This window comes from Marmoricola sp. Leaf446 (genome assembly GCF_001424755.1).
Taxonomy (GTDB): domain Bacteria; phylum Actinomycetota; class Actinomycetes; order Propionibacteriales; family Nocardioidaceae; genus Marmoricola.
In genome coordinates this window covers 182,724-199,904 of record NZ_LMRF01000001.1, presented here as the reverse complement: position 1 = coordinate 199,904, position 17,181 = coordinate 182,724, and the positions used below count along the sequence as shown (strand labels likewise).

Annotated in this window: 16 protein-coding genes; 2 read left to right on the top strand and 14 right to left on the bottom strand. The window is 73.3% G+C overall.

Features of this window, described 5'->3' with window-relative positions; all coding sequences use genetic code 11:
* Positions 1-2: 2 nt before the first annotated feature.
* The 6 genes from folK to hpt form a co-directional block, all read right to left on the bottom strand.
* Complete coding sequence (gene folK / locus ASG49_RS00860; RefSeq protein ID WP_056535847.1) at positions 3-572, bottom strand: 2-amino-4-hydroxy-6-hydroxymethyldihydropteridine diphosphokinase; 570 nt, start codon at positions 570-572, stop codon at positions 3-5.
* On the bottom strand, positions 569-1,006 hold the full coding sequence (gene folB / locus ASG49_RS00855; RefSeq protein ID WP_082533688.1) for a dihydroneopterin aldolase: 438 nt from the start codon (positions 1,004-1,006) through the stop codon (positions 569-571). Before folB ends, folK begins: the two co-directional genes overlap by 4 nt.
* Positions 1,003-1,818: a dihydropteroate synthase gene (gene folP, locus ASG49_RS00850; protein WP_056539474.1), complete on the bottom strand. Its 816-nt coding sequence runs from the start codon at positions 1,816-1,818 to the stop codon at positions 1,003-1,005. Before folP ends, folB begins: the two co-directional genes overlap by 4 nt.
* Positions 1,819-1,900: 82 nt before the next feature.
* Positions 1,901-2,509, bottom strand: coding sequence for a GTP cyclohydrolase I FolE (gene folE, locus ASG49_RS00845; protein WP_056535844.1), 609 nt, complete (start codon positions 2,507-2,509; stop codon positions 1,901-1,903).
* A gap of 4 nt (positions 2,510-2,513) precedes the next feature.
* Positions 2,514-4,559 (bottom strand): ATP-dependent zinc metalloprotease FtsH, encoded by a 2,046-nt coding sequence (gene ftsH / locus ASG49_RS00840; protein ID WP_056535842.1) that lies wholly within the window; start codon positions 4,557-4,559, stop codon positions 2,514-2,516.
* 54 nt (positions 4,560-4,613) lie between these two features.
* The gene (gene hpt / locus ASG49_RS00835) at positions 4,614-5,165 is read right to left on the bottom strand and encodes a hypoxanthine phosphoribosyltransferase (RefSeq protein WP_056539472.1); all 552 of its coding nucleotides are present in this window, start codon (positions 5,163-5,165) and stop codon (positions 4,614-4,616) included.
* Between the two features lie 78 nt (positions 5,166-5,243).
* Between hpt and ASG49_RS00830 the strand changes: the two genes are divergently transcribed.
* Positions 5,244-6,281 carry an LLM class flavin-dependent oxidoreductase gene (locus ASG49_RS00830; RefSeq protein ID WP_056535839.1) on the top strand — a complete coding sequence of 346 codons (1,038 nt, stop codon included), beginning with the start codon at positions 5,244-5,246 and terminating at the stop codon, positions 6,279-6,281.
* 80 nt (positions 6,282-6,361) lie between these two features.
* Here ASG49_RS00830 and ASG49_RS00825 read toward each other — a convergent pair whose 3' ends face one another.
* The 4 genes from ASG49_RS00825 to dacB form a co-directional block, all read right to left on the bottom strand.
* A complete protein-coding gene (locus tag ASG49_RS00825; protein ID WP_056535837.1) occupies positions 6,362-7,330 on the bottom strand; it encodes a hypothetical protein in 969 nt (322 codons plus the stop codon).
* A gap of 166 nt (positions 7,331-7,496) precedes the next feature.
* Entirely contained in the window at positions 7,497-8,477 is a 981-nt protein-coding gene (gene tilS, locus ASG49_RS00820) for a tRNA lysidine(34) synthetase TilS (protein ID WP_056535834.1), read from the bottom strand.
* Positions 8,478-8,486: 9 nt separating this feature from the next.
* The gene (locus ASG49_RS00815; RefSeq protein WP_235561848.1) at positions 8,487-9,551 is read right to left on the bottom strand and encodes a zinc-dependent metalloprotease; all 1,065 of its coding nucleotides are present in this window, start codon (positions 9,549-9,551) and stop codon (positions 8,487-8,489) included.
* Complete coding sequence (gene dacB / locus ASG49_RS00810) at positions 9,548-11,014, bottom strand: D-alanyl-D-alanine carboxypeptidase/D-alanyl-D-alanine-endopeptidase (protein WP_056535828.1); 1,467 nt, start codon at positions 11,012-11,014, stop codon at positions 9,548-9,550. The genes ASG49_RS00815 and dacB overlap by 4 nt, the downstream gene beginning before the upstream one ends.
* A gap of 102 nt (positions 11,015-11,116) precedes the next feature.
* Here dacB and ASG49_RS00805 point away from each other — a divergent pair, with 102 nt between their 5' ends.
* Positions 11,117-11,659 (top strand): inorganic diphosphatase, encoded by a 543-nt coding sequence (locus ASG49_RS00805; RefSeq protein ID WP_056535823.1) that lies wholly within the window; start codon positions 11,117-11,119, stop codon positions 11,657-11,659.
* Positions 11,660-11,671: 12 nt separating this feature from the next.
* On the opposite strand, the gene ASG49_RS00800 is transcribed toward ASG49_RS00805, so the two are convergent.
* The 4 genes from ASG49_RS00800 to ASG49_RS00785 all read right to left on the bottom strand — a co-directional run bounded on the left by ASG49_RS00800 (position 11,672) and on the right by ASG49_RS00785 (position 17,181).
* Complete coding sequence (locus tag ASG49_RS00800; protein WP_056535820.1) at positions 11,672-12,367, bottom strand: class I SAM-dependent methyltransferase; 696 nt, start codon at positions 12,365-12,367, stop codon at positions 11,672-11,674.
* Positions 12,367-14,307 carry an acyl-CoA dehydrogenase gene (locus ASG49_RS00795; RefSeq protein WP_056535817.1) on the bottom strand — a complete coding sequence of 647 codons (1,941 nt, stop codon included), beginning with the start codon at positions 14,305-14,307 and terminating at the stop codon, positions 12,367-12,369. The genes ASG49_RS00800 and ASG49_RS00795 overlap by 1 nt, the downstream gene beginning before the upstream one ends.
* Positions 14,308-14,376: 69 nt before the next feature.
* On the bottom strand, positions 14,377-15,819 hold the full coding sequence (locus ASG49_RS00790) for a C40 family peptidase (RefSeq protein WP_156384137.1): 1,443 nt from the start codon (positions 15,817-15,819) through the stop codon (positions 14,377-14,379).
* Positions 15,820-16,128: 309 nt separating this feature from the next.
* The gene (locus ASG49_RS00785) at positions 16,129-17,181 is read right to left on the bottom strand and encodes a phosphatase PAP2 family protein (RefSeq protein ID WP_235561847.1); all 1,053 of its coding nucleotides are present in this window, start codon (positions 17,179-17,181) and stop codon (positions 16,129-16,131) included.

Genomic DNA, 17,181 nt, shown 5'->3' with positions numbered 1-17,181 from the left:
GCTCAGTGGACCTCGAGCTCGATGTCCTCGCGCAGGCGGACGCCGTCGCGGCCGGTCTTCTCGACCAGCTCGGCCACGGGACCGACCCCCGGGATCTCGGCGTCGGGCTCCAGCTCCAGCCACGGCACCAGCACGAAGGCGCGCTCGGCGGCGCGCGGGTGGGGCAGCTGCAGGTCGGGCTCGTCGGCCCGGCGGTCGCCGAGGACGACGAGGTCGACGTCGAGGGTGCGGGGCTCGTTGACCACGCCGGAGCGCTCCCGGCCGTAGGCCGACTCCACGGCCAGCGCGCGCTCGAGCAGGGTGCGGGCCGGCAGCGTGGTGTCGAAGAGCACGACCGCGTTGAGGAACTCTCGCGAGCCCTCCGGGGCCTCGACCGGGTCGGTCTCGTAGACGCCGGAGACCTCGGTGACCCACACCTCGGGGGTGTCGGCCAGCGCGTCGACCGCGCCTTGCAGGTTGGAGCGACGCTCACCGAGGTTGGACCCGATGGAGATCACGCCGCGGCGGATCGGGTGCATCTCACCGGTGATGCTGTCGGTGTCGATGATGTTCGGGTTGGGGGACTCGCTCACTCAAGGCTCCGGTTGATGGTCAGGGCGACGTCGTCGAACGTCGCCTGGATCGGGGCGTGGGGCTTGTGCACGGTGACGTCGACCTCGACGACCGCCGACCTGGTCAGGCAGACGTCGGCGATGCGCTGGGCGAGGGTCTCGATGAGGTCGACGGGATCTCCCTCCACCACGGCGCGCACCTGGTCCACGAGACTTCCGTAGTCGACCGTGTCCTGCAAGTCGTCGGTCTGCGCCGCCGGCCGGGTGTCGAGCCGCAGCTCGAGGTCGACGAGGAAGTCCTGGCCGTCGCGCTTCTCGTGCTCGAGGACGCCGTGGTGGCCGCGGAAGCGCAGCCCACGCACCGCGAGCCGGTCGGCGACGGGTCGCCGTGCGGTCTCGACGGGGCTGGTCAGCGGGCTGCTGGAGGGCGCGCTGCCGGACGGGGGCCTGGTCATGGTGCGGCGACCCTACCGGCGGCCTGCGACCACCGCTCGACCACCCGGATGGCGTCGAGGCTGCCCCGCACCTGGTGCACCCGCACGCCCCACACGCCCTGGATGGCCGCGATCGTGGTGAGCGCCACTCCTGCGTCCTCGCGGTCGTCGACCGCCCGGGCCGTGCCATCGGGCGCCGCGAGCAGGGAGCCGAGGAAGGACTTGCGCGAGGATCCCACCAGCAGCGGCGCCCCCAGGTCGCCCAGCTCGGGCAGCCGGGCGAGCAGCTCCCAGTTGTGCTCGGCGGTCTTGGCGAACCCCAGCCCGGGGTCGAGCACCAGCCGGTCGGGGTCCACCCCGGCGGCGACGGCGGCGTCGAGACGGTCGCGCAGCTCCGCGGCGACCTCGGCGACGACGTCGTCGTAGTGGGCGTGGCGCTGCATCTCGGTGGCGTGGGCGCGCCAGTGCATCGCGACGTACGACGCACCGCGCTCGGCCACCACCCGCAGCACGTCGGGGTCGGCCAGCCCGCCGGAGACGTCGTTGACCAGCACCGCCCCGGCGTCCAGGGCCGCCCGGGCCACCTCGTGGCGCATCGTGTCGACCGAGACCGCGACGCCGCGATCGGCGAGCGCCGCGATGACCGGCACGACGCGGTCGAGCTCCTCGGCGACCAGGGGCCGGGTGGCCCCGGGCCGGGTCGACTCGCCGCCGACGTCGAGCAGGTCGGCGCCGTCGGCGTGCAGCTGCAGCCCGTGGCGCACCGCCGCCTCGGTGGTGGCGTGCTCGCCGCCGTCGGAGAAGGAGTCGGGGGTGACGTTGACGATCCCCATCACCAGGGGACGCGGGAGCCGGGGCAGACCCTGCTCCCACGAGCCGCGGTCCAGGCGTACGACGCTCACAGCGGCCGCCGGGCTAGCGGGCGGCCAGGATCAGCGACATGGCCTCGGCGCGGGTGGCCGGCTGGTGCATCTGGCCGCGCACCGCCGAGGTGAGCGTGCGCGCCCCGGCCTTGCGGACCCCGCGCATCGTCATGCACAGGTGCTCGGCCTCGATCACCACGATCACGCCGCGCGGCTCGAGGATCCGCACCAGCGCGTCGGCGACCTGGGTGGTGAGCCGCTCCTGCACCTGCGGCCGCTTGGCGTAGACGTCGACCAGGCGGGCCAGCTTGGACAGGCCGGTGATCTTGCCGTTGGCGTTGGGGATGTAGCCGACGTGCGCCACCCCCGTGAACGGCACGAGGTGGTGCTCGCACATCGACCACAGCTCGATGTCGCGCACCAGGACCATCTCGTCGTGGCCGATGTCGAAGGTCGTCGTCAGCACGTCCTCGGGCTGCTGGTGCAGGCCGACGGTCAGCTCGGCGTACGCCCGGGCCACGCGCGCCGGGGTGTCCTGCAGCCCCTCGCGGTCGGGGTCCTCCCCCACCGCGATCAGCAGCTCGCGGACCGCCGCGGCGGCGCGCTCGTGGTCGAACGGCGCGATCGCGCCCTGGCCCGCCCCGACGGGGTCGATCCCCACCGGCTCAGGCCGTTCCCGGTCCGGGCGGGGTGGGGGCGGCCGGCCCCGGGGTGGCGTCGCCGTGGGTGTCGCCCTCCGCGCCGGGGGGCGTCAGCACGACGGCGCCCTCCTCCTCGGGGGCGACGGCGCCCTCCGCCGCGGCGCGACGGATCCGCTCGGGGATCTCCACGGGCGGGATCTCCGAGGGGTTGCGGGTCGCCGAGCCGGTCCACGCAGGACGGACCGGGCGGCGGCGCAGCGGCACGAAGACCTCGGCGACCTGCTCCTTGTCGAGGGTCTCCTTCTCCATCAGCGCGAGCACCAGCGAGTCGAGGACGTCGCGGTTCTCCTCGAGGATGTCGAAGGCCTCCTGGTGGGCGGTGGCGAGCAGGCGCTTGGTCTCCTCGTCGACCACGGCGGCGACGTCCTCGGAGTAGTTGCGGCTGTGGCCCATGTCGCGGCCCAGGAACGGCTCGCCCTGGCTGTCGCCGAGCTTGATCGCGCCGAGGCGCTCGGTCATGCCGTACTGGGTGACCATCGCGCGGGCCAGCGAGGTGGCCTTCTCGATGTCGTTGCCGGCGCCGGTGGTCGGGTCGTGGAAGACCATCTCCTCGGCCGCCCGACCGCCCAGCATGTAGGCCAGCTTGTCGAGCATCTCCGAGCGGGTCTGGGAGTACTTGTCCTCGTCGGGCAGCACCATCGTGTAGCCCAGCGCGCGACCGCGCGGCAGGATCGTGATCTTGTGCACCGGGTCGGTGCCGGGCAGGGCCGCGGCGACGAGCGCGTGGCCGCCCTCGTGGTAGGCCGTGATGAGCTTCTCCTTCTCGCTCATCAGGCGGGTGCGCTTCTGCGGGCCGGCGATGACGCGGTCGATGGCCTCGTCCAGCGCCTCCTTGAAGATCTGCACCTTGCCCTCGCGGGCGGTCAGCAGCGCCGCCTCGTTGAGGACGTTGGCCAGGTCGGCGCCGGAGAAGCCCGGCGTACGACGCGCCACCGAGCGCAGGTCGACGTCGGTCGCCATCGGCTTGCCGCGGGCGTGGACCTTGAGGATCTGCTCGCGCCCGGCGAGGTCGGGGGCGTCCACGGCGATCTGGCGGTCGAAGCGGCCCGGGCGCAGCAGCGCGGGGTCGAGGATGTCGGGGCGGTTGGTGGCCGCGATCAGGATGACCGACGCACGCACGTCGAAGCCGTCCATCTCCACCAGCAGCTGGTTGAGGGTCTGCTCGCGCTCGTCGTGGCCGCCGCCCATGCCGGCGCCGCGGTGCCGGCCCACGGCGTCGATCTCGTCGATGAAGACGATGGCGGGGGCGTTCTCCTTGGCCTGCTCGAACAGGTCGCGCACCCGGGAGGCGCCGACGCCGACGAACATCTCGACGAAGTCGGACCCGGAGATGGAGTAGAACGGCACGCCGGCCTCGCCCGCGACCGCGCGGGCCAGCAGGGTCTTGCCGGTGCCGGGCTGGCCGTAGAGCAGCACGCCCTTGGGGATCTTGGCGCCGACGGCCTGGAACTTGGCCGGCTCCTGGAGGAACTCCTTGATCTCGCCGAGCTCCTCGATGGCCTCCTGGCAGCCCGCGACGTCGGCGAACGTCGTCTTGGGCATGTCCTTGCTGATCAGCTTGGCCTTGGACTTGGCGAACTGCATCACGCCGCGGCCGCCGCCGCCCTGGACCTGGTTCATCAGGAACAGGAACAGCAGGATGATCAGCGCGAACGGCAGCAGCAGGGAGAACAGCGAGCCGAGGATGCTCGGCTGGGGGTTCTCGACGTTGTAGTCCTCGATGGTGCCCTCGGAGACCTGCTCCTGCACCAGGCGCACGAGGCGCTGCTGCTGGCCGGCCACCCAGGTGGCCATCTCCTGGTCGCCGTTGTCCATGGTGGCGCGCAGCTGCTGGTCGCCGCCGTCGACGAAGGTGATCTCCTTGACGTCGCCGTCGGTGATCCGCGAGACCATCGTGGAGGTCTTGATCTCCGTGTAGCCGCCGTTGGGCACGAGGTACTGGAGGGCCAGCAGGACTCCGACCACCGCGATGGGGATCCAGAGCCATGGGCTGCGCACGTATCGCTTCACGCGCGCAATCCTCTCAGGTCAGCCAACCGGCGGCGACGGGACGTGGGAACGGGCTCAGCTGTAGACGTGCGGGGCGAGCGTGCCGATGTCGCGCAGGTTGCGGTAGCGCTCGTTGTAGTCCAGGCCGTAGCCGACGACGAACTCGTTGGGGATGTCCCACCCGACGTACTTCACGTCGACCTGCATGGTCAGCGCCTCGGGCTTGCGCAGCAGGGTGCAGATCTCCACCGAGGCGGCGTTGCGCGAGGCGAGGTTGGCGGTGAGCCAGCTCAGCGTGAGGCCGGTGTCGATGATCTCGTCGACGATCAGCACGTGGCGGCCGCTGATGTCGGTGTCGAGGTCCTTGAGGATCCGCACGACGCCCGAGCTCTTGGTGCCCGAGCCGTAGGAGGACACCGCCATCCAGTCCATCTCGAGGTGGCGGTTGAAGGACCGCGCCATGTCGGCCATCACCATCACCGCGCCGCGCAGCACGCCGACGATGAGGAGGTCCTCGCCCTCGTAGTCCTGCTCGATCTGGCGGGCCATCTCGGCGAGGCGACGCTGGATGTCCTCCTCGGTGAACAGGATGTTGACCAGATCGCCCTCGAGGTCGGCTGCGTCCATGGAGCCACCCTCCCACGGCCGGGCGCCGTCCGACATACCGGTCGGAATGCCGGTCCCCGCCGGTTCGTTGGGCCAGACATGCAGCTCTCCGTGCTCGACCTCGTGCCCGTGCGCTCCGACCAGACCACCGGCGACGCGCTCGCCGCCGCCCGCCGCCTCGCGCAGGTGGCCGACGAGGCCGGCTACACCCGCTACTGGGTGGCCGAGCACCACAACATGCCGGCCGTCGCGGCCACGAACCCGCCCGTCGTCATCGCGATGCTGGCCGCCGCCACGTCGCGGATCCGGGTCGGGTCGGGCGGCGTGATGCTGCCCAACCACGCCCCGCTGGTGGTGGCCGAGCAGTTCGCGCTGCTCGAGGCCGCCTTCCCCGGTCGCATCGACCTCGGCATCGGCCGGGCCCCCGGCTCGGACCCCGTCACCTCGTGGGCGCTGCGCCACGGGGCCGGTGGGGTCGAGGAGGACGCGGTGGCCCGCTTCCCGTCGTACGTCGACAACGTGATCGCCATGATGAGCCCCGGCGGGGTCGGCCTGCAGGTGCAGGGACGCTCCCACCCGCTGAGCGCCACCCCCGTCGCCACCTCGGTGGCCCCGGTGTGGCTGCTCGGGTCGTCGGACTACTCCGCGCGGCTGGCGGCCGACAAGGGCCTGCCGTACGTCTTCGCCCACCACTTCTCCGGCCACGGCACCGCCGAGGCGCTGGACCTCTACCGCTCGCAGTTCCGCCCCTCCGAGCAGCTCGACCGCCCGCGCACCTTCCTCACCGTCAACGCGGTCGTCGCCGACACGACCGAGGAGGCCCAGCGCCTGGTGCTGCCCAACCTGCACTCGATGGTCGCGCTGCGCACCGGAGGCAACCTCGCCCCCCAGCGCACCGTCGAGCAGGCCGAGGCCGACCCGCTGCCCGACGCCCACCGCGCCCTGGCCGAGTCGATGCTGACCCGCTGGGTCGTCGGCACCCCCGCCGACGCCGCCAAGCAGGTCCGCGAGCTCGCCGACACCTTCGACGTCGACGAGGTGATGATCCACCCCGTCGCCGGCGCCCTCACCGACACCGACCCCACCACCGCCCCCACCCGCGAGGCCACCCTGCGCCTCCTCGCCCAGGCCGTCTGAGGGCTGCTGATTCCCCGGACGTCCGGGGAATCTGGTGCTTGGCAGGCGTCGCGATACCTGCCAAGCACCAGAGAAGCACGTCAAGCGGTGCGCTTGGCCGCGTGCACGGGGCCTCCGGACAGGACGCTCAGGACGTACGCCGCGGTCGCCTCGGGGTGGAAGAGGTCGGCCCAGGTCAGGCGGATGCACCGCCACCCGGTGAGACGACTGATGCGTTCCTTGCGGCGCTTCTCCCGCAGCACGGCATCAACGACGGACTCACCCGGCCGCCGGTGCTTGAGGTACTTCTCCTTGCCGTCGAACTCGACCCAGACCCCGAGCCACGGCCAGGCGAAGTCCAATCGGGCGACGACCGCGCCGGACTCGTCGAGCACCGGCCACTGGAGCTGCGGGCGAGGCACCCCGCCGAGGTAGAAGCAGTACGCCGTTCGCGACTCGCCCACCGACTCGCGCAGACCGTCGGCCAGTCGCACCGACAGGTCCGCGACCAGGCTGTGGGGCCACGTCTCCATCCAGCGCCGGCAGGCATCCAGCTCGGTGCGTGTCGTGAGCCGTCGCCGCAGGAAGTCGTCCAGCACGGGCAGCGACCGCTCGACGCCGACCAGCCCGACGAGGTCCATCGCCGTACGGGCGGGCGACGTGACCGTGACTCCGTCCCGCTCCTCCACGTGGCCGGGGGCCAGGGCGCCCCGGTGCTGCACTACCCCGGCCTCGTGCCGTCCACCCCGCTGGTCGGTGCGCGTCAGGTGGACGTCGTCCAGCGGCAGCTGCCACAGCGGACCGCCGTGCAGGGCCACGGCGCTGACGTGGGACAGGACCACCTCGGTACCCGCCTTCAGGACGACGCCGCGAGCAAGCAGCACGTGTTGCTCGCGCGCCCCCAGTCCCTCCCATCGCGAGGTCACGACGTAGGTGCCGGCCCGCAGGCGCCGCAGCTGACCGCCTCGGACAGCCCTGCGCAGGTCGACGTCGTCGCAGCCGGCAGCCAGGGCGGCCGACCTCATCAGCAGGCCGCGGTCGTCGGTGGCCCTGATCAGTCCGGGATGCATGCGCACGACCCTGCGACAGCGGACGGGATCGCGCACCCGTGACTTCGCCACCTGTGGACGACCGCCCACCGGCGTACTCACTGATGCACTACTTGGCAGCCTTTTCGTCACCTTGGCGGGCGTCGCGACGCCTGCCGAGCACCAGATTCCCCGGACGTCCGGGGAATCAGCCCCCCACCCGGGCGAACACCAGCACCCCGCCGGAGCGGGAGGCGCGGAGGTGGCCGGGGAGGTCGACCCACTTCTGGCCGTGCCAGGCGGTGACGAGGCGGTCGAGGTCGTCGAGGTGGACGGTCGCCAGCTCGGCGGGCAGCGCGCCGGCGGCCAGGGCCGCGGCGCGGAGGACGCGGAGGCGGACGGCCTCGTGGAGGTCGGCGAGCGCCGCCACGGAGAGGCCGTCGGGGCCGGTGGCGGCGGCGAGGGCGGCGCTGGTCACCTCGTCGAGGTACGCCGTGTCGCGGCGCAGCTGGTCGGCGGTGCGGGCCAGGGTGGCGGCGACGCCGGGGCCGAGCTCGTCCTCCAGCAGCGGCAGCACCCGCGTGCGCACGCGCACCCGGGTGAAGCGGTCGTCGTCGTTGTGGGGGTCCGACCACGGCTCGAGCCCGAGCACGACGCAGGCGGTCTCGGTCTGGGCGCGGGTGACGTCGAGCAGCGGGCGGCGGAAGACCTCGAAGGAGCGCCGCATGCCGGCCAGCGAGCGGGCGCCGGCGCCGCGGGCCAGGCCGAGCAGCACGGTCTCGGCCTGGTCGTCGAGGGTGTGGCCGAGCAGCACGGCGGCGGCGGAGAAGTGGCGCGCCATCTCGCCGAGCACGGCGTACCTCGCCTCCCGGGCCGCCGCCTCGGGCCCCGACCCGTCGGCCGACACCGCGACCCGCGCGCCCACGGTCTCGTCGACGCCGAGGTCGGCGAGTTGCTGGACCACGCGCGCGGCCTGCTCGGCCGAGCCGTCCTGGAGGCCGTGGTCGACGGTCGCGCCGACGACGCGCAGCGAGGCGGGGGCGGCCTCGGCGACGGTGGCCGCCGCCAGGGCGAGCGAGTCGGCACCGCCGCTGCAGGCCACCAGGACGGTGGCGCCGGGGTCGAGGTCGGCCAGCGCACGGCGTACGCCGAGGCGCACCGCGGCGACGGCGGGGTGCTGGGGAGCCACGCGGTCGGACTAGCCGTGGACGCGGGCGACCCACAGCGCGGGGTCGAGGATCTCGGCCTTGCTGGGCAGGTTGTCCGGCCCGGCCCAGACGGCGTTGAAGCCGTCCATGCCGACCTTGTCGACGGCGGCCCGGACGAAGACCGCGCCGTCGCGGTACTGCGCCATCTTCTGGTCGAGGCCGAGCAGCCGGCGCAGCAGCCGGTCGAGCGCACCGACGCCCTTGCGGCGCTCGGTGAACTTGCGGCGGATCTGCGCGACCGAGGGGATCACCTCGGGCCCGACCCCGTCCATCACGACGTCGGCGTGGCCCTCGAGCAGGCTCATCACGCCGGTCACCCGGTCGATCACGGCCTTCTGCTCGGGGCTGGCGAACAGGTCGAGCAGGCTCCCGTCGGAGCGGCCGCCGCGCACGTCGCCGAGCTTGCGGACCAGGTCGCCCACGAGCTCGGCCGGGTCGGTCTGCACCGAGGAGAGGATCTCGCCCATCAGTGACCGGAGGTGCTCGGTCATCCACGGCACGGCCGTGAACTGCACCCGGTGGGTCTCCTCGTGCAGGCACACCCAGAGCCGGAAGTCGTGCGGGTCGGCGCCCAGCTCGCGCTCGACGTGGACGATGTTGGGCGCGACGAGCAGCAGCCGCCCCTGCTCGCCGGGCTGGTCGTGGAACGGGTCGAACTGGCCGAGCACCTTGGACCCGAGGAAGCCCAGCATGGTGCCGACCTCGACGCCGGTGACCCGCGAGCCGATGGCCTGGGTGAGGCCGCCCGGCGGGCCCTTCTTCTCGGTCAGCCTGTCGAGCAGCGGACCCATGATGGTGGCGAAGCCGTCGGCGTTGGCCTGGATCCAGCCCGGCCGGTCGACGACGAGCACCGGCGCGGAGCGCTCGGTGGCGACCAGGCCGGTGTAGTCGCGGACCAGCTGCGTCGAGCGGTCGGCGCCGGCCCGCAGCTCGGCCACCGCGTCCGCGGCCTCGCGCCGCGACACCCGGGGCCCCTCGCCGACGAGGCGGGAGCCGACCCGCACCGCCAGGTCCCAGTCGACCATCCGGGCGCTGCCTGCCGCTCCCTCGCTCATGACGGCGACCCTACGCCGCACCTGCACGCCCCCAGGGCGGCCGCGATCCGGTCCACGCGCACCCGGGCGTCGAGCTCGCCGTCCGCCGGCGCGCGGTCGGTCACCACGACGAAGGCCATCCGGCCGCCGCTGGGGTCGTCGGCGACCCCGGCCAGGCCGTGCACCCCGGTCAGCGTCCCGGTCTTGGCCCGCACCCGGCCCCGCGCGGCCTGCGGACCCTCGTCGAAGCGGAGCGCCAGCGACCCGGTGAAGCCCGCCACCGGCAGCCCGGTCAGCACCTGCCGCAGCTCGGGCCGGTCCTGCTCCTCGACCAGGCGCAGCACGCCGACGAGGGTGTCCGGGCTGAGCCGGTTGTCCCGGGAGAGGCCGCTGCCGTCGAACAACCGGTCCCCGTCCACGGGTACGCCGAGGCGCTGGACGACCCCGAGGACGCCGGCCGCACCGCCCACGAACGAGCCCTGCCCCGACTCGGCCAGCCCGACGTGGTGGGCGAGCACGTCGGCGGCCTGGTTGTCGCTGACGGCCAGGAGGCGCTCGACGATCTCGCCGACGGTGGCACTGCGGACCGAGGCCAGCGTGGGCGGCGGGTCGGTCGTGGTCGCGTCGGCGACGGCGGGCGTGCGCGCGACCGGGCCGCGCACCTGGACGCCGGCCTGGCGCAGCGCCGCGGCGAAGACCCGCGCGGCGTCGGCGGCCGGGTCGGCGACGAAGCCGAAGCCGTCGGGGTCCTCGGCGTGGTCGACCCACAGCGCGCTGATCGGGGAGGTGATGTCGTCGAGGTAGCCGGGCTCCCAGGTGGGGTTGACGCGCGGCCCGGTGAACAGGCTGTCGTCGAAGCCGAGCCGCACCCGGCGTACGCCCTCGGCGCGCAGCGCCTCCGCGGACCGCTTCGCCAGCGTCTGCAGGTCGGCCCGGCGGGGGTAGGTGTCGTCGTCCTCGCTGGGGCCCGAGGCCAGCAACGGGTCGCCGCCGCCGACCAGCACCAGCCGGCCGGCCTGCGGCTGCCAGCGGGTGGAGGTGGTGAAGCGGCTGGTGCCGCCGAGGGACTCCAGGGCCGCCACCGAGGTGAGCAGCTTGGTCGTGGAGGCGGGCACCACGCTGCGGGCGCCGGCGCGGTAGACCTCCTCGCCGGTCCCGAGGTCGGTGACCAGCACCGCGTAGTGGGGGCCGAGGACACGGCGCTGGAGCAGCGGCGCGACCACCGCCGAGACCTTGGCCGGGTCGACGTCGACGTGCGGTCCCGGCACGGCCACGCGGGGGGCCACGCGCGAGGCCGGCAGCCGCAGGCCCTCCGGCGGCAGCACCGCGGCCGGCTCGGTCGCCGGGTCGACGGGACCCCAGCCGAACCACCGCTCGCCGAGGTCGTAGCGGTAGCTGGCCACCGCGGCGGCCAGCAGCACGAGCACGGTCAGCTCGGCGAGGTGGCGCAGCACCGGGTGGCTGTGGCGTCGCTCACGCCCCATGGGCGGGGTGCCTCCTCGATGTGCGGACCGGCAGGATGTGCGCGACACTAGCCCGGCGCGTCCGCCCAGGGCGCGTCGTGGGCCAGCAGAGAAGGAAGTGCCGTGGAGTTCGACGTGCTCGTGGAGATCCCCAAGGGACAGCGCAACAAGTACGAGGTGGACCACGAGAGCGGTCGCATCCGACTGGACCGGACGCTGTTCACCTCCACGCAGTATCCCGCCGACTACGGCTACATCGAGAACACCCTCGGCCTGGACGGCGACCCGCTGGACGCGCTGGTGATCCTCCAGGAGCCCACCTTCCCCGGCTGCCTCATCAAGTGCCGCGCGATCGGCATGTTCCGGATGACCGACGAGGCCGGCGGCGACGACAAGGTCCTCTGCGTCCCGGCGACCGACCCGCGCCTGGAGCACCTGCGCGACATCAACCACGTCTCGAAGTTCGACCGGCTCGAGATCCAGCACTTCTTCGAGGTCTACAAGGACCTCGAGCCCGGCAAGTCCGTCGAGGGCGCCGAGTGGACCGGGCGCCGCGAGGCCGAGGCCGAGGTCAACGCCTCGTTCGAGCGGTTCAAGGAGGACCCGCACGAGTCCGGCGTCAAGGGCGACGGCACTCCCTCCGCGGGCCGCGACACCGACAACTGACGGCTCGGGGCCTCAGGCCCCGCCCGTCCGCACGCCCCGGAAGTAGCCGATGGCGCCGGAGAGCCGCACGGTGACCTGCTCGAACCCGTCGGCGGCGAGCCAGCGGCGTACGTCGGTCCGGGTGGCGCCCGGGCCGAGCAGGCCCGCCAGGCGCCCGCCGCGGCGTACGCCCTCGAAGCGGAGCCCGGAGTCGTTGAGCAGCGCGCTCCCGGTGAGCACGCCGCCGGGACGCAGCACCCGCGCCAGCTCGCGCACCGCGCCGCGGGGGTCGGGGAAGCAGTGCAGCCCGGTCAGGCTGACGACGTGGTCGACGGAGCCGTCCGCGAACGGCAGGTCGACGACGTCGGCGAGCACCGTCTCCAGCTGGTCCTCCACCCCGAGCCGTCGCGCGGCCGCGGTGGTGCGGTCGAGCATCCGCTGCGAGATGTCGACCGCGACGTAGCGCACGCCCTGGCCGGGCCGCAGCCCGCGCAGCGCCACCCCGCCGCCGCTGGGCACGTCGAGGACGACCGACCCGGCGGGGAGCCGACCGGTCTCGCCGGCCGCGGCGTACAGCAGTCGCAGGTCGCTGCCGATGCCGAGCCGCCACAGCGCGCCGCCCGCGACGGGGTGCTCGACGCTCCAGTCGTAGACCGAGCCCCACAGCGGGTCCTCGTCCCAGCCCCCGACGCCGGGCACCTGGCCCGCGAGGCGGCGCAGGGCCGACATCAGTAGCCCTGCTCGAGCATCTCCGCCCGGATCATCTCCACGGGTACGCCGAACCCGTCGACCAGGTCGTCGGCGACCGGTCGCAGCCGGCGGCACAGCAGGTTGACCTCGCGGGTGATCGACTTGCTGCGGGCGCTGGAGAGCCGGCCGTGCTCCATCCACCAGGCGCGGTCGGCCTCGATGGTGCTGAGCCCGAACAGGTCGCGCACCGCGGCCAGCGTCTCGGCGTTGGGGTCGTCCGGGTGGGCCTCGAGCTTCTCGGTGAACGCCTCGAGCACCAGCCGCTCCATGTGGGAGCGGGCGGCGTGGATGACGTGGTCCTGGACCTGGCTGAAGACCTGCACCGGGTCGGTGCCTCCGTCGATGCCGCGCTTGAGGCGACGGGCGACGCCGGAGAGCACGTGCTCCTCGCGCCAGCGCAGCATCGCGAGCTGGTAGTCGGCGTCGAGCAGGGTCGACTCGTCCTGGCCGTCGTCGGACGACGGCAGCACGTCGCGCAGCCGCTCCAGGATCTTGTGCACCGCGGTCCGCTCGATCACGGTCTCGACCGCGAGGTCGGCCACGAACCGCGCCACCCCAAACTGGTCGAGCTCCTCGAAGTTGGTGCTGTAGTCGGTCAGCAGGCCCTTGGCCACGAGCTGGAGCAGCACGTGGTTGTCGCCCTCGAAGGTGGTGAAGACGTCGGTGTCGGCCTTGAGCGCCGCGAACCGGTTGACGGCCAGGTAGCCGGCGCCGCCGCAGGCCTCGCGGCCCTCCTGGATGGTGTCGGTGGCGTGCCAGGTGCCGAGGGCCTTGGTGCCGGCGGCGCGGGACTCCAGCGCCCGGCGGTCGCGCTCGGGGTAGTCGGGGTCGTTGCTCGCGGTGTGCAGCTGCTCGACCAGCACCTCCTGCGCGAAGTGCAGGGCGTAGCTCTTCGCCAGCCGCGGCAGCAGCCGGCGCTGGTGCAGGCCGTAGTCGAGGAGCAGCTCCTCCTCGTCGGTGCCGGGGGCGCCGAACTGGCGGCGCTTGAGCGCGTACTTCACCGCGATCGTGATGGCCACCTTGCTGGCCGAGATGCCCGCGCCGCCGACGCTCACCCGGCCCTGGACCAGGGTGCCGAGCATGGTGAAGAAGCGGCGGTCGGGGTTGTCGATGTCGGAGCTGTAGACGCCGGCCTCGCTGACGTCGGCGTACCGGTTCAGCAGGTTCTCACGCGGCACCCGGACCTCGTCGAACCACAGCCGGCCGTTGTCGACGCCGCCGAGGCCCATCTTGGGGCCGTCGTCGCCGATCCGCACGCCGGGCAGCGCCTCGCCGTCCTCGCCGCGGATCGGCACCACGAAGGCGTGCACGCCCTGCGACTCGCCGCCGATCTCGAGCACCGCGAACACCGCGGCGTGGGAGGCGTGGGCGGCGGCGTTGCCGATGTAGTCCTTGCGCGCCGACTCGGTGGTGGTGGTGATGACGAACTCACGGGTGGCCACGTCGTACGTCGCGACGGTGCCGAGGTGCTGCACGTTGGACCCGTGGCCCGACTCGGTCATCGCGAAGCAGCCGAGCAGGTCGGCGTTGATCAGGTCGCGCAGGTAGGCGTCGTGGTGCCGCTTCGTGCCGAGCTGGAGCACCGCGCCGCCGAAGAGCCCGAACTGCACCCCCGCCTTGACCAGCACCGAGAGGTCGCCGAAGGCCAGGGTCTCGAAGGCTGCGATGGAGGCGCCGACGTCACCGCCGCCGCCGTACTCCGTGGGGAAGCCGAGCCCGGTCGCGCCGGTGTCGGCCATGTGCTTGATGACCTCCCGGACGCGCTCGCGGAAGTCGGTGTCGGTCATCTCGACCTGGTCCTGGATGACGTCGGCGTACTCCGCGAGGTTCTTGCGCACGAGGTTGCGGACCTCGGCGTAGCGACCGTCCAGCAGGGAGGTCAGGGCGGGGACGTCGACGGAGAGGGAGGCTTCGGCCATGCCTCCCACTGTGCCCGAATCGCGCGCCGATCGGGTGTGGAACCGAGCACAGTCGTGCACCCGGCTGGGTCAGGGGCGGGCGGCGAAGGTGGGGTACCAGTACGACAGCGTGCTGTAGCGGACGGGGACGCCGGTCCGCGGCGCCTCGATCAGCCGGCCGCCACCCAGGTAGAGCGCGACGTGGTGGATGCCGCTGGGGCTGCCGTTGCTGCTCCAGAACAGCAGGTCGCCGGGGCGGGCCTGCGAGATCGGGACGGGCGTGCTGGCGTAGTACTGCGCGACGGAGTAGTGCGGCAGCGAGATCCCGCCGCGCTCCCAGGCCCGCATCGTCAGGCCCGAGCAGTCGAACGACGACGGGCCGTCGGCGCCCCACTGGTAGGGCTTGCCGACCTGCGCCGCGGCGTAGGCGATGGCGCGCTGCACGGCGGAGCCGCTGGGGGCAGGGGCCGGGGCCGGAGCGGGAGCGGGAGCCGGCGCCGGCGCCGGAGCCGGGGCCGGGGCCGGGGCGGGGGCCGGGGCGGGCTCGGGGTCGGGGCGGGGTGCCGGCGCAGGGTCCGGACGGGGCGCCGGCGCGGGGTCCGGGCGCGGGGCCGGCGCGGGGTCCGGGCGGGGGGCGGTGGCAGCGGCTGCGGGGGCAGGGGTGGCGGGGGTGGCGACGGGCGCCTTCGCCGCGGCGGCGCGGGCGGCTGCGGCGGCCCGGGCGCGGCTGCGCTCCTCCAGCGCGTCGCGGCGCTGGGTGGCGAGCGCCACCGAGACGCCTTGCGCGCGGGCCAGGGAGCGCACCAGCCGCTGCTGCTCGGCGGCGGTCGCGGAGGCCGCACCGGCTGCGGCCGCAGCGGCGGTGGAGGCACCGGCCGCGGCGGCGGCGGCCGAGTCGGCGAGCTCCTGCTGACGGTCCTCGGCCGCGTCGGCGCGCTGCGCGGCACGGTCGGCGCGGGCCGACGTACGCCGGAAGTCGCGGTAGCGCGCGTCCATGGACTCTCCGGCGCTCTCGACGACCGCGGCGCGGTTCATCAGCCCGGCCGGGCCCTCGTCGCCGAGCAGGGCGGTTGCGGTGCCGAGCTCGGTGCCGTTCTGGTAGCTGTCGGTCACGAGCGCGACGATCCCGACGCGCTGGTCGGCGACGTCCTGGCGTGCCTCGGCCTCACGGTCGGCGGCCGCCTCGGCCTCCCCCTGCGCCTGCTCGAGCTGCCACCGGGCCCCGTTGTAGGCCTCGGCCGCCTGCTGCGCCTCGACCTCGGCCTGCTGCAGCCGCGCGCTCGCGGCGAGCATGGCGGCCTCGATGTCGGCCACCGCCGCCCGGCCCGTGGTCACGGCGGCCGCGGCCCGGTCGACGTCGGCGCGGCTCGGCACCGGGTCGGGGGCGTGGGGCCGCTGCGGCACGGGCGCGGCACCGGCCGGCGGCACCAGCCCCAGCACGAGGGCACCTACCAGCGCGCCCGCCGCGGCGTACGTCGCAGAACGGGTGGCCGAGACGGCGGTGGAGCGTCGGGTGGCTCGTGCGAACAGCACGCGAGACCTTTCGTCGGGGGTCCCGCGCCTCTTCCCCACGGCACGGGACGTCGCCGAGGCTAGGTCCCACGCGTCACATTGGGAACATCAATCCCAGAAGAACAGATGTGTAACTCGCGTGTCGTCTTGACAACCTGGCCCCACGCGTCCCCGAGTCACACCGATGTAGTTCGTCGGTCGGGTGACCGGAGCGTCGTACGACGGAACGGGCGAAGCGGGCGGGCGACCGGGGGAAACTGCCCACCAGCGCCCGGTTTGCCGGGCTTGCGGGGCAGTTTCACCGGTCAGCCGGTGAAACTGCCCGCCGCCCTACCGAGCCTCGGACTCCACCGGCACGCTGGAGGTGGTGGTCGTGGGGTGGGAGTGGCGGCCGTGCTCGTCGAACTTCTGGCCGGTGGCGAGGCCGCCGAGGTAGAAGGACGTGAAGGCGATCAGGGCGCCGAAGATGTCGTCGGCGATGTAGTGCCAGCCGAAGTACGTCGTGGCGAGCACCGTGATGCCCATGTAGACCCACAGCACGATCCGGATGGGGCGGTGGCGGACGGTGTACTGCGCGACCAGGGCCATCAGCAGGGTGACGCCGACGTGGAGGGAGGCGAAGCCGGCGATCGACTGCACGCCCTCCGACACCCCGGACTTCACGTCGACGCGGCCGTAGTAGAGCGCTTCCTGCAGCGCCGTCACCCCGGTGGTGTCGAGGTCGAAGTAGAGCCACGGGAACGCGAAGTTGGGGCCGAGCGTGGGGATCATGTAGTAGCTGGCGGTGCCGAGGGTCCAGCAGATGCACTGGGCGGTGACGTACCAGTAGCCGAAGCTGACGTTGCGCGACCAGACCACCCAGATGGTCACCGAGATCGGCACGATCGGCAGGAAGATCAGGTAGACCCACGAGAGCACCTGCGCGGTGACCGTGGTGCCGAGCGCGTTGTGCAGCACCACGGCGAGGTCGTTGCCGAAGAACAGCCACTGGTCGAACTTGTGCAGCTCGTAGTCGCCCGGCTGCACGCCGACGTCGCGCACGAACGGCAGGAAGTTCTTCAGGTTGCGGTAGCTGACGTAGGTGACGTAGAAGCAGATCACCCCGAGCACCACCAGCTGGATCCGCTCGCGCGTCCAGTGCTCTCGGATCAGCAGCCGGGCCTCGGTGCGGAACTCGCGTGGCTTGAAGCGGGCCCGCCACAGCGTGCGCGGCACGATGTCGGCCACGAACGCCCCCAGGACCAGCATCGGCGCGCGCACCCAGGCGGGGCCGAGGAAGCCGTCGGGGTCGCGCATCGGGAGGCCGAGCGCCTGGCCGGTGAAGTAGGCCAGCAGCCCCATGACCACCGCGATGGTGACCATGGTGGTGTACGCGCGCCTCAC